The organism is Candidatus Omnitrophota bacterium (assembly GCA_040755155.1).
Lineage (GTDB): Bacteria > Hinthialibacterota > Hinthialibacteria > Hinthialibacterales > Hinthialibacteraceae > JBFMBP01.
Genome location: JBFMBP010000059.1, coordinates 17,614 through 32,905 on the forward strand (window position 1 = coordinate 17,614; position 15,292 = coordinate 32,905).

The 15,292-nt window shown below is 52.3% G+C and carries 14 protein-coding genes and 1 pseudogene; 8 read left to right on the forward strand and 7 right to left on the reverse strand.

Annotated features, from left to right (window positions below; genetic code table 11):
• The gene (locus AB1656_07795) at positions 1-381 is read right to left on the reverse strand and encodes an STAS domain-containing protein (GenBank protein ID MEW6235274.1); all 381 of its coding nucleotides are present in this window, start codon (positions 379-381) and stop codon (positions 1-3) included.
• Positions 382-619: 238 nt separating this feature from the next.
• On the opposite strand from AB1656_07795, the gene AB1656_07800 reads away from it, so the two are divergent.
• From AB1656_07800 to AB1656_07815, 4 genes are all read left to right on the forward strand, one after another.
• Complete coding sequence (locus tag AB1656_07800) at positions 620-1,807, forward strand: family 10 glycosylhydrolase (protein ID MEW6235275.1); 1,188 nt, start codon at positions 620-622, stop codon at positions 1,805-1,807.
• 143 nt (positions 1,808-1,950) lie between these two features.
• Positions 1,951-2,784: an ATP-dependent sacrificial sulfur transferase LarE gene (gene larE / locus AB1656_07805; GenBank protein MEW6235276.1), complete on the forward strand. Its 834-nt coding sequence runs from the start codon at positions 1,951-1,953 to the stop codon at positions 2,782-2,784.
• A gap of 160 nt (positions 2,785-2,944) precedes the next feature.
• Positions 2,945-3,940: a transcriptional regulator gene (locus AB1656_07810; GenBank protein MEW6235277.1), complete on the forward strand. Its 996-nt coding sequence runs from the start codon at positions 2,945-2,947 to the stop codon at positions 3,938-3,940.
• A complete protein-coding gene (locus AB1656_07815) occupies positions 3,919-4,581 on the forward strand; it encodes a hypothetical protein (GenBank protein MEW6235278.1) in 663 nt (220 codons plus the stop codon). Before AB1656_07810 ends, AB1656_07815 begins: the two co-directional genes overlap by 22 nt.
• Before the next feature lie 146 nt (positions 4,582-4,727).
• On the opposite strand, the gene AB1656_07820 is transcribed toward AB1656_07815, so the two are convergent.
• The 6 genes and pseudogenes from AB1656_07820 to AB1656_07845 all read right to left on the reverse strand — a co-directional run bounded on the left by AB1656_07820 (position 4,728) and on the right by AB1656_07845 (position 9,564).
• Positions 4,728-5,927, reverse strand: coding sequence for a lytic transglycosylase domain-containing protein (locus AB1656_07820; protein ID MEW6235279.1), 1,200 nt, complete (start codon positions 5,925-5,927; stop codon positions 4,728-4,730).
• Positions 5,924-6,826: a DUF58 domain-containing protein gene (locus tag AB1656_07825; protein ID MEW6235280.1), complete on the reverse strand. Its 903-nt coding sequence runs from the start codon at positions 6,824-6,826 to the stop codon at positions 5,924-5,926. The genes AB1656_07820 and AB1656_07825 overlap by 4 nt, the downstream gene beginning before the upstream one ends.
• Before the next feature lie 97 nt (positions 6,827-6,923).
• Positions 6,924-7,667 carry a PH domain-containing protein gene (locus AB1656_07830; protein MEW6235281.1) on the reverse strand — a complete coding sequence of 248 codons (744 nt, stop codon included), beginning with the start codon at positions 7,665-7,667 and terminating at the stop codon, positions 6,924-6,926.
• On the reverse strand, positions 7,660-8,190 hold the full coding sequence (locus AB1656_07835) for a PH domain-containing protein (protein ID MEW6235282.1): 531 nt from the start codon (positions 8,188-8,190) through the stop codon (positions 7,660-7,662). Before AB1656_07835 ends, AB1656_07830 begins: the two co-directional genes overlap by 8 nt.
• Positions 8,191-8,284: 94 nt before the next feature.
• A complete protein-coding gene (locus AB1656_07840) occupies positions 8,285-9,304 on the reverse strand; it encodes a hypothetical protein (GenBank protein ID MEW6235283.1) in 1,020 nt (339 codons plus the stop codon).
• Positions 9,305-9,351: 47 nt separating this feature from the next.
• Positions 9,352-9,564 (reverse strand): annotated as a pseudogene (locus tag AB1656_07845) (ORF6N domain-containing protein).
• A gap of 319 nt (positions 9,565-9,883) precedes the next feature.
• Between AB1656_07845 and AB1656_07850 the strand changes: the two are divergent.
• From AB1656_07850 to AB1656_07865, 4 genes are all read left to right on the forward strand, one after another.
• A complete protein-coding gene (locus AB1656_07850; protein MEW6235284.1) occupies positions 9,884-11,320 on the forward strand; it encodes an NfeD family protein in 1,437 nt (478 codons plus the stop codon).
• Between the two features lie 41 nt (positions 11,321-11,361).
• Positions 11,362-11,838: an NfeD family protein gene (locus AB1656_07855; GenBank protein ID MEW6235285.1), complete on the forward strand. Its 477-nt coding sequence runs from the start codon at positions 11,362-11,364 to the stop codon at positions 11,836-11,838.
• A gap of 109 nt (positions 11,839-11,947) precedes the next feature.
• Positions 11,948-12,952 carry a flotillin-like protein FloA gene (gene floA, locus AB1656_07860; protein ID MEW6235286.1) on the forward strand — a complete coding sequence of 335 codons (1,005 nt, stop codon included), beginning with the start codon at positions 11,948-11,950 and terminating at the stop codon, positions 12,950-12,952.
• Between the two features lie 260 nt (positions 12,953-13,212).
• On the forward strand, positions 13,213-15,292 hold a 2,080-nt coding region (locus tag AB1656_07865; GenBank protein MEW6235287.1), incomplete at its 3' end, for a hypothetical protein.

The window sequence follows — 15,292 nt, forward strand, 5'->3', positions numbered from 1 at the left end:
TCAGGTTTCCAATCCCTCGGCGGGTAGAGAGAAGGCTTCGATTGCTTCTTGCATAGAATCGTATACCGGTACGAGTTCGGATACGCGGGTTAGATTCAAAACGAATCGCACCCGTTCCGTAGGTTTGACCAGACAAATGCGGCCTCCGCTCTTGGTGATATCCTGGATGATGACCAGCAACTGGCCGATGACATGGCTTTGCAGCAGGCGCGTATTCTCCAGATCGACGATGAAATCTTGAACGCCTTCATGCTTGTGATGATTGAATAGGTTTTGCAATTTGGCGACTTCGCCGACAAGGAACGATCCATGGATGGAGATGACGGCGGCGCCGCCTACTTTGCGGCTATAGAGTTCAGCGCTATCGATAATAATCCTCACCTCTTTTCCTGCCGATAATATCGCGGGCTGAATAATTTTATCCCTTAAGAGAATTCGAAAAAAACATTATGATTCGCTGTCAACGATGACTACAAAAATAATTTCGAATTCGAAATGGCCGTCTTTTCGATTTTGGGTTGAGGGATCGCATCTCTCTACAAAATAGTATTTCATTAGAATCTGCTGAAACGGCAAATCGGTTTTGGACGGCTTATTCTAAAGTTATGTCGAATGAATTATGAACAAATTTCGTCGAATTGCAATTGCTTTGTATCTATGTTTGGCGATTCTTTCCAACCATCAGGCTATGGGCCGCGAACGGGCGATTTGGGTTACGCGATGGGATTATAAAAACGCGGATGAGATTGCCGCCGTCATGGAGAATGCCAAGAATCTTGGGGCGAGCGACGTTCTTTTCCAGGTTCGGGGGAACGCCGCCGTTTCCTATCCATCGAAAATCGAGCCTTGGGCTTGGGAATTGACGGGAACCACCCCTGCTAACCTCGGCGTCGATCCGGGATGGGATCCCTTGCAAACGGCGATCGAGGAAGCCCAAAAGAGAAAACTGGGATTGCACGCCTGGATCAACGTTTTCCCCGGCTGGCGTGGGTTGCAATCCGCTCCCGCCGGTTCGAACCATGTCTGGATGAAGCATCGTTCCTGGTTTATGATCGATCAAAGGGGAAAAATGCTGCTGCCGTCGGAAACCTTTTATTCGTTCCTTTCCCCCGGCCAACCGGATGTCCGGGCGCATCTCGCCGCTCTTTGCGGCGAGATGGCGAAATCGTATCCCGGCCTGGCTGGCGTTCATTTGGATTACGTCCGTTATCCCGCGTTGAATGAAGTAGGAAATTTTCGCGATTTTTCTTATGACGACGCCAGCGTAAAAAATTTTACGGCGCAGTACGGAAAGAAGCCTCGCTTCGATTTGCCCGAATGGCAACAGTTCAAACGCGATCAGGTAACCGCTTCCATCCGCGCCATTCGGGAAGCCATTCAACGCTCTTCGCCGACCATGCAACTCTCGGCGACGTTCGCGGCGGAAATCAATAAAGCCACTTCCGAAGTGGGACAAGATCCCAAAACCTGGTTTTCCGAGAATCTTGTCGATTGGGCGGCGCCGATGGCCTATGAAAGGGACGTCCCCTCCTTCCGCAAAACTCTAAAAAGTCTGGAAAACTATTTTACGTCCGAACAAATGCAAAAGTTGACGGTGGGAGTGAATGTGGATTTCAATTCGGTTTATACGATCGGCAAACAGTTGGAATCCGTATTCGCTTCCAACAGCGGCGGTGAAATTTTATTTGCGTATTCTTCTCTATATCCCATCCACCGATCCACGCCCAAAGCGAAAGCAGTTCAATCGCTCTGGCGCGAGGAGCGTCTTAAAGAAGTGATATTGCAAAGCCTGCATCCTACGAAATAAATCGTCGCGATTTAGCGACTCCCTTTCAATTGAGAAATGCGCTGAGCCTCGCGGCGTTTTCGAATTTCCTTGACCGGATTCGATTCCCGCTTACACTTCCTTTCGGTACGCTAAGATTTCGATGGATGGAAAAAGGATGGAGCATGTCAAATCATTTGGATGAAAAATACCAGCGTCTGCAAGCCATTTTTCGCGAAATCGGCAGCGTGGTAATCGGTTATTCCGGCGGCGTCGACAGCGCGTTTTTGGCGAAAGCCGCAACGGATGTTCTCGGCGACCGCGCTCTTTGCGTGGCCGCCGTCAGCGGCAGCTACCCCGAATTCGAACGGCGGGAAGCAGAAAAAAACGCCCGCGAAATGGGTTTGAATTTCGAATGCGTAACCACTTCGGAATTGGACGATCCCAACTACCGCAAGAACGCCGCCGACCGTTGTTATTTCTGCAAGAAGGAATTGGTTTCCCATTTGCAGCGAATCGCGCAGGAGCGGGGCTACCGCGCCATCGCCGTTGGAACCAACTTGGACGATTTGGGCGATTACCGCCCCGGCCAACAGGCGGTCAAGGAAGGGGGCGCGCGCAATCCTCTGGTGGAAGCGGGATTGACCAAGGAAGATATCCGCCTGCTTTCCAAACGTCTGAATATTCCCACTTGGAACAAACCCGCCTTTGCCTGCCTCTCCTCCCGCTTTCCGTACGGCGAGGAAATAACCCCCGAAAAACTGCGCATGGTGGAGCAGGCGGAAGATTATCTGCGTCAATTGGGATTCCAACAGTACCGCGTTCGCCATCATCATAATCTCGCCCGCATCGAAACGCCGCCGGATGCGATGCCGAAAATTCTCGAAAACCGGGAGGAAATTTATCGCCGCTTTCGCGAAATTGGCTATGCTTATATCTCTTTGGACCTCATGGGATACCGCCAGGGAAGCATGAATGAAACGTTGATTCAAATTGGAAAATCCCCTTCCATATCGTAAAAACAGGGCGATTAAGGGATGCCGCTCTTGCGCATGATTTTTCCTTTTGCGCTCAACCTGTTCCGGTTCGCTTGTCCTATTATGCGTGATATTCTTATGTGTGTGCGGATTCTATGCGCCGGATGCCGATGAGGCGCTACTTTGCAGATGGAATGATTTTATGACAAGCGAAAATAAACCATCCCGGCTGGCGCGCTTGATTGCATTGGCCGAAGCCATTCGCTCCCGCGACGGCCTTTCCGCGGCGGAACTGATGGAGCGTTTCTCGATTTCGGAGCAAACGTTTTATCAGGATTTGCAGGATTTATGCGATTCGGGAGTTCCCATTTATTTCTCCGAGCAAGGGTATCGGCTCAATACGCTGGCTTTTCAATCTCCCTTTCATTTAGACCGGAAAGAATCGCTGCTGTTAATGCTGGGGCTGTCGATGTTGGACGAGTCGGGAGCCGCCGATCGCAGCGAATTGAATGCTTTGCGCGCCAAAATCATTCCGCCCGCCGAAAGCCGCGTCGATCGGCTCAGCGATTCGGCGTCCGGAGGCGCGCCGTTGAAGAAAGTCGTCGATCCCCGTCTCATCGCGTTTCTCAACCGCGCAATCCTGGGAAAGCGCCGCGTACGGATAAATTACCGCTCCCGCGAGAGCGATAAACCGTCCTGGCGCGAATTCAGCCCTTACGCCGCGACCCACCGCAACAATTCCTGGTACGCCATTGGATTCTGTCACAGGAGAAACGAAATCCGGACTTTCAAAATCGTACGCATCCTCGATATCATCGAATCGCCGGAACCCTTTCGCGAGGAGGCCGATTTCGACTTGGAGGAATATCTTCTGTACAGTTGGAATATCATGGGCGGAGAGCCGAATATCGTCGTGGCGCGTTTCGATCGCAAAGTGGGGCCGTTAATCTTGGAAAAAGAGATCGCCCACGGACGCATTTGGAAGGAAAAAGGCTTCGTCTATTTGCGGACCGTGGTCTCCGGCCTGGACGAATTCAGCTGGTGGATCATGCAATACGGAGAACATGCGGAAGTACTGCAACCCCGCGAACTACGCCGCTTGCTGGCCAAGCGTTGCGCGAAAATGGCGGCAAAATACAGCGAGACGATCATGAGACGATCGCGGAGAGTGAAATCATGCCGGAATACATCCCTTTGACGTTTGGCCTGGAGGCGCTTTATCCTCCGATGGCATTGGCCCCGGCGCAAGCGCGGGAATTTTACATGAGACTGGCCGATCCCTGCCGGTTCAACGAGTTTCGATTGCTGGGCGAAGGACAGGGCGCGCGTCTCGCCGAAGGCGGCAACCGCAGTCTGGTTATCGCTCCCGACCGGATGACGTATCAAGACGATTTCACGCAGGCGATGTTTACCACGTTTATCGAGGATGTGGATCGCATTGTGAAAACGTTGCGGGATGTTTTCCATATCCCCATCCTCATTCACAGCAAAATCCTCATCCGTCTGCTTATGCCCTATCAAAGCGAAGATAATACGGTGGAATTTTTTCAAAAAACGGTGATGAGTTCCGCCGCTCCCCTGTTCGGGAAATTCGAACGGCCTTTATCTGGAGTGGGATTGAAAATGGTTTTCCCGCCGACGCCGGATCATCATTCCAACTTCAATCTCCGCATCGAGCCGTATTTCCGGGATTTGAAGATGTTTTTCCTGGAAAACAGCGCCCAATTTTTCGATCCCATTATCAGTTTTTCCGATTTGACGAAAAACATGGAAAATTCCTATGAATTTCTCAAAGAAAAAGCGGGGCCGTTCGTTCTGGCGCTGACCCCGCCCTCGTGATCTATTAATGATGAATGAGGAGTGATGAATGAGGAGAAATAAGGGATGTTTCAAGGGCAGAAACAACCTTGCCCCTGTCTCCAAGTCTCCCTGTCGCTTTTGTTGTGCTGCGCTCCGCTTTGAGCCTGCCTTGCTCTGAATACGAATTAATTGACGTTAACGCCAAACCGTTCTTGCAAGGCGGCCAGTCGCTTGGTCACTTTAGCGATGTAGCGCTTCCCGGCGGGGGGAACGCCTGTTTTCTCCACGCGGCCGGGTCCGACGTTATAGGCCGCCAGGGCGGTGTCCCTATCGTTGAACATCGACAAGAGAAATCGCAAATATTGGGTTCCACCGCGGATGTTTTCTTCGGGATCGAAGGGATCGTCGACGTTGAGGTCATCGGCGGTAGGCGGCATCAATTGCATCAGGCCTTGCGCGCCCTTTGAGGAGACAATATCCCGCTGCCAGGCGGATTCAACGTCGATCAGCGCCCATACCAGCAAGGGATTGATTTCGTTGTCTCGGGAATATTGATCGACGAAACGCAGCCATTCCAGCGGCGGCAACGGCTCGCCGTTCTTTTCCGCCGTTTCCACCGCCGTCAGGAAATTAGACGAATCCGCGGGCTTCCTCCCCGTCTTTTTACCTCGCAACGCCACCTTTGCTTCTAAAAATTCCCGTCCGTGAAGCAAGCTGTCTCTTTTCATGGCGATAATCTTATCGCGGACTTCCTTCCATTCTTCGGGGGCGATTCCGTATTGTTCCGCTAACGTCAATTGTCGTTCTGCGCCCTGAAAATCGAGATGATCCAAGCGTTCTTTCGCGATGATGAGATGCAAACGGCCACGGTAGCTGCCCCAATACTCGTCTTCTTCGCTTTGGCGATGGCGGCGTTGCAGTTCTTCAATGCCCGCCTGGAGTCCTTTCCGTTCGATAAGCCGTTCGATTTGAATGCGCTCCAAATCGTTCTCTTTTTGCTGGTCTTCGGCTTGCAGAGTTTGCATCCGCTGCCAGGCGGCTTGGATTTCCGTCTTCCAGGCGGAATACGCATCCGCTTTTTTCAGAAACCGGGCGGCGCGGTCGTAATTTTTTTTATCCAGCAGCTGATTCGCCATGAACAAAGCGCTTTCGCCGGGAGCGGCGCGTTCCATTCGAGTCAGCGAGTCTAATGGAAGAACGACGGCGCCTCCGATGGTTTCGACGGTTAGATGGGTTTCCGACTCCACAGTAACGCATCCTTCCAGTTGCGAATCGTTTTTCAGAAATACAATATCGAATTTTGCCGCTTTCCTGCCCAGCACGCTGAAAGAGGCGCTGAGGAGAAGGCAAAAGCATGTTACGAATAGAAGAGGTTTGCGATTCATCGACGGTATGATTTTTTCAATCTCATCTGAAGATATTCCCGGAGATAAATCTCCAAGGGTTGATCCGTACGGACCAAATTATAATCGATACCTAATTCGAGGAATCCATTGCGGTAGGTTTCAAGAAAACGCTGCACCCGCTCGCAGTAGTTCCTTTTCAAGCGTTTGGGGTTGGTTTGCAGGGGCGTTTCCGGCGATTCCAAGGGAAGAAACTCGACCGTTCCGTGGTAGGGCAGATCGATCTCTTCCGGCGTCAGGATATGGAATACGATGGCTTCTTGTTGCCGTTTGCGCAAAATCGCCAGGCTGCTAACGACTTGTTCGGGATTTTCGATTAAATCGGAAATCAAAATCACCATGCCCCGTTTTTTAAGTTGTTCGCCCATCGCGGAAAGAACGGAAGCGGTGGCCGAAGCGGAATCCGTCATCGGCGTAGCGGCCAGGATTTCCAAGATGGAACTCCATTGATCCTGCCGATGGCGGGGAGGAACAAAAGCCCGCGTCCGGTCGTCGAAAACCGCCATTCCCACGCTGTCGCCTTGGGCGAGCATGAGATAGGATAGCGCCGCCGCCAGTTGCTGGGCGCAGCGTTCTTTCGTGATGGTCGATTCTCCGAACCGCATCGATCCGCTCAGATCGGTCAGGATCAGGGCGCGAAGATTGGTATCTTCTTCAAAGAGTTTAACATGAAAACGGTCTGTTTTGGCGTAGGCGCGCCAGTCGATATGGCGCAATTCGTCGCCGGGATTGTAGGGCCGATGTTCGCTGAATTCCACATTTCGCCCCATAAAGTGGGTATGATGAAGGCCAGAAACCGCGCCCTCCACCGCCTGGCGGGCGATCAATTTCAAGTGGGCGATGGATGATACGACCGCCGGATCGATGAGGTTTATGGACATAATTTCGTTTATCTTGATAGTTAAACGTTTAGCGATACTAGGATTTTATCTCAATCCTCCCTCTTCGTCAGGCGCCGCCGTCTGTAGGAGAATTGGCTTAACCGTTTGCCGGCGGACGAAGGAGAGTGGAGCGCAATATTTTTACTTCAGAGAGTATCTCGCGCAACGCCTCGGCATCCTGCGGCGTGAAGCCTCTCCCAGCCGCAGAGACGGGCGCTTGTCGATCGTCCGGTTCGCCCAAGCCGGTGGAATGAGGTAATTTCTTTAAATAACTCAAGATCAAATCGCGTATCGATTCCGCGTTTTCCAATCCGCTCAACGACGCCCTATGATAATTCGTCGTTTGTCCGCCATTCGGCGCGGCGACAGAGCCGCCGCCCGCCGTTTCGACGACGACGCGCGAAATCCCCAACACTCGTTCCAATGGCCCTTGCTGGACTTGAATATTCTGAATGTTCGCGAAGGTTAAGGTCTGCTCCATAATGTTCCAAACGCCGGTGCGGATGCGCAAGCTGCGGTCGGAAACGATGTAATAACGCATGTCGTATTCCAGGCGGATGAGAAAATATCCTCCCACTCCGATCGCGCTCCATAGAATAACAAGAATCAAGCACAGCAGGATTCCCAAAGAGGCCTCTTTCATCAGGAAAGCGATTCCGGCGAAGCCGAAGAAGACGGATAACAAAAACATCCCTACCAGCAATATCAAATATTGATACGTGAGATATTGCGGGGAAGCGCGGAAGACGGCGATGCTGGCGTGCGTTCCCGCGGGAGGATCGGGCGGACCTTTTGGAGCGCGGAACAAATCCAATAACAGGTCCTTCATCGACTCATACATCGGCGTCTCTCTTTTCGCCCAGTTCCCGGCGCAAGGCGCGCAACTCGTCGCGGATTTCCAGCAGCAGCGGCAATGCTTCGGATGGCGGCGCGGCGGATTTTTCCTCGCCTTGCGCTTCGCCGCGCGCGCCTCTCATGCGGGTGTAAAGGAAATTGCGTATCTCGTCGAATTCCTCCATACCCACGATGGAGAGTTCCGCCGCAGCGCTGCCCGACGCCGTTTGGATGTCCACCGTCCCAAGTCCCAGCCACCGTTCGATCAGGCCGCGGGTAACGTGGATGTCCTGGATGCGGGCATAGGTGAGAAAAACCTGGCGACGGAAAAAGACGCCCCAGGAAGCGCCCACGCCTTCCTTGTCGAAGTGATAGCGCAGGGAGATGTATTTACATACTAAAGGAGCTAAGACGACGGGAAAAGCAATCAACGCGCCCAGGCTGCGGAATAAATAAAGCCAAAACAATCGGGAGCATGGACGGTTGATCCGATATATTTTTTCATCCGTTTCGGGAATGGCAGGCGTCATTTTCCGGCTCTCTTTTTGGGTAGTAGCAATAATAAAAGGATGAATTCTTCTCCAACAGTTTAATCGAAAATACGAATGGGTAGAAGAAAACCATTCATAGAACCGCTTTCATGTGAATATCCAGCACGTCGGTGGAATGGGTAGGCCGTCCGGACGAAATGACGTCGATACCTGTGCGCGCATATTCGATAATCTTATCCCCGCTGATGTTGCCGGACGACTCGAAGAGCGTCCAATCGTAGGTTCCCTCCTTTTTGCATTGCTCCAACGCGGCGGTTATTTCCTGGGGCGTAAAATTGTCCAGCATGATCGCGCAAGGGTAATACTGGCCGTTCTGATAATCCTTCAAAACGCGGGAGACCAGCAAGGCTTCTTGCGGAGTCTGCACCTCGACGATCAAACCTTTCGATTGTTGTTTTTGCTCCCAACAACGATGAAGGCTTTCCATAATCCAACCGATGCGCTTCTCTTCGGCGTTATGAGCCGGACCGCCTTTTTCCGCGTAATTCCAAAAATCGATGCAGGTGTCCTTAATCATCATCGTATCGTATAGTCCGCGCCGGTGGCTCAGTCCGCCGCCCACGATGAAGGCTTTTTTATCCATTCTCCCCCATTGCAGTTTGCGCGTGGCGGCCAGACGGCTGTGGGAGCCGCAACTCGCGATTTTTTGCTGCTGTTGGTATACCTCCGTGGCGATGCCGCTCATGCGCTGCAGGATATTGAGAATCGTGCGTTCCACTTCCAGAATCGTGATGATGGTTCCTTCCAGATAGAAAATCGGGTCTTCGTTTTCGTCCAACAGGTCACCGTCCCGTAGAGGACGACTGTTCTTTTCCGCGATGCGATAGGCGAGATGGGAATGGTAATTGTCAAGCAGCAGGCATGTCTCTTCCAAACCCGCCAAGACGCCCTTTTGCTTGCAGCTGACCATCGCCTTGCCCTTGTCGCCGCGTTGGAAGATGGCGATGGCGGTGATGCAGCCGGTTTCGCTCAAATCTTCGCCCAGCATCCCGTTCATAAACGCAAGAACGGAGGTTTTATAAAGAGGACTCTCCAGCGTATAACTGTCTTTGTAATGATACAAATTTTGTATCATTTCCGCGCGGTCGAGCATATTCGGAGCTCCCTAGCTTCCGCCAATGGGGATGAGAATGACTCTCTTGAGGTCACAATTTGCGACCTCAAGTTGTCGAATTCTTTATTAGATAATTGAAACATAAAATCTATTGGAAAACGGTCTTTCTTTCGTTTTACGGCTTGAATCAAGACTTTGGTTTCAACTTCGTAAAGTCGAGCAATATCAACGTCTAACATAACCTTTTGGCCGCGAATTAAATATATCGAATTTTCAATTTGAACGAGTTCGCCGCTCATAATATTCAGCCGCCATAGGATTATGTTTTAAATCCACTTCCCAACTTGAAGTCACAATTTGTGACCTCAAGATTGATTGAGATCAGATTACCCGCATGTGAGGATAACGTTAAGCCCCTCTGTTTTCTTTTTGAGGTCGCAATTTGCGGCCTCAAAAAATCCTGCCTCTATGGCGCGAATGGGATCATACTATCGATTGGGAATAAACGGCTATTCCTCTGTTCTCGTTTATGGTTGTACAATAAAGTAGATAGACTTCATGCAAAACATGGAGGCGTCTTAATCGTTATCTTTGAAATAAGATTGTGCGAAAAGCGAAATGACGATGCGGCGATTTCTATATAAATCAATCCTATTGCTCGCGGCGGCCGCCGTTGGCGGTTTCTCTATAGCTAATGCGCAAGAAACCGTCCCGGAGGCGCCGGTCAAGCCGGTGGTTTACGTCATCCCCTTCCAGGGAGAAGTGGAAGCCGGATTGTATCGCGTTTTGCAGCGCGGCTTCCTAGAGGCGGAGGAGCATTTCGCGACCTATATCCTTTTGGAAATGGACACGCCGGGAGGCCGCGTCGACGCCGCTTTGGAAATCATCGACTTGATACTCGAATCGAAGATTCCCGTCGCCATTTTGGTAACGGGAAACGCCACCTCGGCGGGCGCCATTGTCAGCCTGGCCGCCAACCAGGTATTCATGAAGCAGACGACGACTATCGGTACGGCGGCGCCCGTGATGCTCGGCGGCGGCGATCAGGGCGAAGCGATGGAGGCGAAGATCCTCTCCTACGTCCTGGCCCAAGTGCGCAAAATCTGCGAAAAAAGAGGCTACAGCAAATTCAAAACCAAACTCGCCCAAGCGATGGTGGACAAGGATATCGAGATCAAAGATCCCGATATCCCCGGCGAATTCATTACGGAAAAAGGGAAATTGTTAACCTTTACCGCGACGGAAGCCAAGCGCTACGGCTTCATAACCGAACTTGTTCGCGACCGGGAGGAAGCGCTGCAATATCTCCAAATCAAAGACTCGCAGCAAATATTATTTCATGATTACTTTCTGGAAAGAACCGCTCGTTTCTTCGCCAGCACCACTGTTTCCAGCCTTTTGTTGACCATCGCCTTTATCGCGCTGTTCATCGAATTCCAACAGCCGGGCATTGGCCTGCCGGGAGCGGTGGCGCTGCTCGCTTTTCTGATTTTCTTTTGGGGACACTCCATCGCGGGACTGGCGGGGTGGGAAGGTCCCATTCTCATGATGATAGGCATTTTGCTTCTGACGGCGGAATTGCTTCTCATTCCCGGCTTCGGCTTTACCGGCATCGCGGGCATTCTATGCATTATCGCCTCCGTCGTCGTTACTCTATTGCAGCGGGCGCCTACTAGTCCCCACTTTTACGAAACGTTTACCTGGACGGACCTCTATTCCGCACTGATAGTTACGCTTGTTTCCATGTTGTGCGGTCTGGCGGGAGCATTGGCCATTCCCATTCTCTTTCCTTTTATGGTAAGGTCTCCCGTAGGCAGCTGGTTGGTGCTGCATGAGCGCGAAGACCGATCCCGCGGCTATCACGCCGCCGCCGAACGCCAGGAGGAATTCATGGGCAAGAGGGGCGTCGCCAAAACGACGCTGCGCCCCGCCGGCATCGCCGAAATCGATGGGAAGCGGGTGGACGTCGTCAGCCAGGGAGGTTTTGTTCCTCCGAATTCCGCAGTGGAAGTGGTCAAAGTCGAAGGCCGAAGAGTCGTCGTGAAAAGCGTTTAAATTCGCGCTTATCGCCGTTTCGCGAATGGAGAGTTCTGGTAATGTGGATATATATCGCCTTGCTGATTCTGATCGGCTTTTTTTTGCTTTTTGCGGAATTATTCGTTCCCGGCGGCATTTTGGGAGTTATCGGCGTCGGCGCGATGGGTGCAGCGGTCTGGCTGTGCTTTACCCATTACGGACCGCAGGAAGGATTTTTCGTTTTGCTTTTCTGCGTCGTCGGCGTCGTGGTATTCGCCATCGTTGCGTTTAAATTAATTCCTCATACCTTTGTGGGACGCTGGTTGATTTTAGATAAAAAAATTTGCCGGGAAGACGGCGTCGGCCCCAGCAATCTCGATAAAGAAAATCTTGTCGGGAAGGAAGGCGTCGCCGAAAGCGGATTGCGTCCATCGGGCATCGCCGTCATCGGCGGCAACCGGTACGATGTGGTTACGGAAGGAGAATACATTCTTCCCCGCTGCCGCATCCGCGTACTGCGGGTGGACAGCAACCGTATCGTTGTAGGCCAGGCCTGATGCGATTCGGCTAGGAATTTTCTTATATTTTTGTGATAATAGACAAAAAATGATCTTAATGCGAAAAGAAAAAGCCGGACGCCGTCAAACGGCGCCAAGGAGATGAATCATGCAGCCCTTTATCGTCGCAGGAGTAATATTCTTCTTTATTCTCTTTATCGTTTTCCTTTATTTCATTCCGATCCGTCTATGGGTCGCCGCCTTGACCGCCAAGGTTGACGTTTCGTTGACTTCTCTCATTGGCATGAGGCTGCGCCGCGTGCCGCCCAGCGTCATCATCAATCCCTTAATCAACGCCACCAAGGCGGGTTTGACCGTTACGTGCGATCAATTGGAGGCCCATTACCTTTCGGGCGGTCACGTCTATCAGGTTACTCAAGCGTTGATTTCCGCCGATAAAGCGAATATCCCCCTCTCCTTCGAACGGGCGGCCGCCATCGATTTGGCGGGGCGCGACGTTTTCGAAGCCGTGCAGATGTCCGTGCGGCCCAAGGTTATCGACGCTCCCGATCCGACGAAAGGTTCCGATAAAGTGGCGGCAGTGGCGATGGACGGAATTCAACTATGGGCCAAAGCCAGGGTTACGGTAAAGGCCAATCTCGACCGCCTTGTCGGCGGCGCGACGGAAGAGACCATCATCGCCCGCGTCGGCGAAGGCATCGTCACCACCATCGGCTCCGCGACTTCGCACAAGCAGGTTTTGGAAAATCCCGATTTGATCTCCAAGAAAGTGCTGGAAAAAGGACTCGATTCCGGAACCGGCTTCGAAATCCTCTCCATCGATGTCGCGGATGTAGACGTGGGCAATAACATCGGCGCTAAACTCCAAATCGACCAGGCTAACGCCGACAAGCAGATCGCCCAGGCGAAAGCGGAAGAGCGCAAAGCGATGGCTCTCGCCACGGAACAGGAAATGAAGTCCCGCACCCAGGAGATGCGCGCCCGCGTGGTCGAAGCGGAAGCCCAGGTGCCTCTGGCGATCTCCGAAGCGCTGCGGTCGGGGCGATTGGGCGTTTTGGATTATTATCACTTGAAGAACATCATGGCGGATACGCATATGCGCGAAACCATCGCCCAGCCGCCGGATGCTTCTCTTCCCCCTCCAACTGCATAATATTTCAAAATTTATTCAAACTCAACGCAATGGGGCCGAACGGCCCCATTGCGCTTTACGGGGATAGCGTAAAAATGGCATGATGGCGCCGCTGGCGTTTCTCTAAATCGTGTTAATATCAAGCAAAGGACGAGTGGCAAAGGCTAGGCGAAGCCTGCCTTTGATTTTCTACGCGAAATGCGTTGTCGCGCTGGATAGGCTCTAAGCGAAGCGCAACCCACTATTTTTCAAGTTTGAAAATAGAGACGCCCAAAAAGACCATGAAAAAAGATCTGCTGGCTCTCGCCATCGTGGCGGCGATAATAGGCCTTTTTTGCCAGGATATTTTGCTGGATCAAAAGTCTCCCAGCCGGGGCGATATTCCTCTGCAATTTTATCCTTGGAAAGCCTATACGCGCTCCATGCTGGCGGCGGGGCAGATTCCTTATTGGAATCCCTATACTTTCGGGGGAGCGCCGTTTTTGGCGAATATGCAATCCGCCGTCTTTTATCCTCTCGATTTAATCCTCTTCCTTTTTCCCATGGAATGGTTTTTCGGCTTGTCGCTGATTTTGCATTTGCTGCTGGCGGGCGCTGGGGCTTATCTCTTGGCGCGGCGTTGCGGCGCCAGTTCCTTTCCGTCCGTTTTTGCGGGAATCGCTTACGGCCTCAACGGTTTTACGATGATTCACATCCCGGCAGGCAATCATCTGACTTACGCCGGGGCCGCCTGGGTTCCTTGGATGTTTCTGGCGATCGTCGGATTCGCAACCAGCAGTAGCCGCCGTCTGCCGTGGGCGTTAGCGGCGTCGTTGATAACCTGCCTGCATTTTCTCTGCGGCCATCCCCAGATGACGTTTTATTCCTTATTTTTTAGCACGCTTCTTTGTTTCGCCGCCGTTATGGGAATGCCGGATCGGGATTATCGCGCCCGCTTTTTCTCGGCGCTTTTGCGCACCGCCGTCCTAAGCTGTTTTCTCGTTCTAGGAATAGCGATGGCGGGGATGCAACTTGTTCCCACGCTGGAGTATTTGGAACAAGCCAACCGCGCCGCTTCGTTGGATATCGACATGGCGACGGAATTTTCCTTTGCGCCGCATCGGCTGATTACGCTCTTTTTTCCGGAATATTACGGAACGCACATCGCGGCTAACCATTACGATTATTTCTATTTCTGGTCCTGCGCTTATGCAGGAATCGTTACGCCGATTCTTGCCGCCGCCGTTTTCTTTTTAGAGAAAAAATCCGCCGCCGCCGTTCCTCTAGCAGCCATTGGATTGCTGGGTTTGTTTCTCGCTTGCGGGCGCGGCAATCCTATCTATACGATGTTGATGCATCTGCCGGGCTTCGGCCAGTTCCGCGCTCCGGCGAAATTTCTGCCCTATTATCTCGTTCCCGTTTGCGTACTGGCGGCGTTGGGTTTGGAACGGGCGGGCGCCATCGCTTACGAACGGCGCAAGCAAGGCGCCGATCAGGCGGAACTGATTAAGCGCTGCTTGCCGATGTTCCTTCTGCTCGCTCTGATTTTCGTCTATGGAACTCCCCGCATCGCCAACCTCACTCATGCGCTTCGGCTGGTTCGCGATGAGGGGCAGGTCAATGCGATCCGCACGCTCGCCTTTACGAACGGCAGTTTGATCGCGCTCGCCTCCCTGGCGCTTTTCTTGTTCGCCCGCAAGATTCCCCGTTATCCCCGCCTGGCCATTTCGCTTTCCCTGACGCTGCTTCTGTGCCTTGATTTATTTACTTACGGAAAAGGCTATCTGGACGCCTCGCTGCAAAGACTGAAGGTTATCCAAATGCAAACGGCCTTGCCGCAAGAACTCGGCCCCCTCACGCTGGCGATTCCTTCCCGCTTTCCCGACCGCGCCGCCGCCTTAATGGAACTGGATTACCCTAATCTCTTCGTCTTATGGAGAACGTTGAATATTGCCGGATACGATCCTATGAGCCTAAAATCCTACAATCGGCTGATCGGGAAAATGGAAGGTTGGCAAGAGGGAATTTTTCACGACAATATTCAATTGACGCAATTCGATCATCACGTTCTGGATCTGCTTAATGTTCGTTACGTCTTGACGCTGCGTACGATCGAAGATTCCAACTTAAAACTAGCCAATGCTGGCGGCGAGTTTCGCGTTTACGAGAGGCTCAATCCCAACCGCTGCTGGGCGTCATCGGCGCAAAAGAAATCCGAAACGCTAACGGGCGACGAAACATGGCAGCCTGCCGATGCGGAAATCGAAGCGATGCGCTACGAACCGAATCGTATTGCATTTCAATACGCCGCCAGCGAACCGCAATGGCTGCGTCTCGCCGAATGGGATTATCCCGGCTGGAAGGCGGAAGCAACGCTGGAAA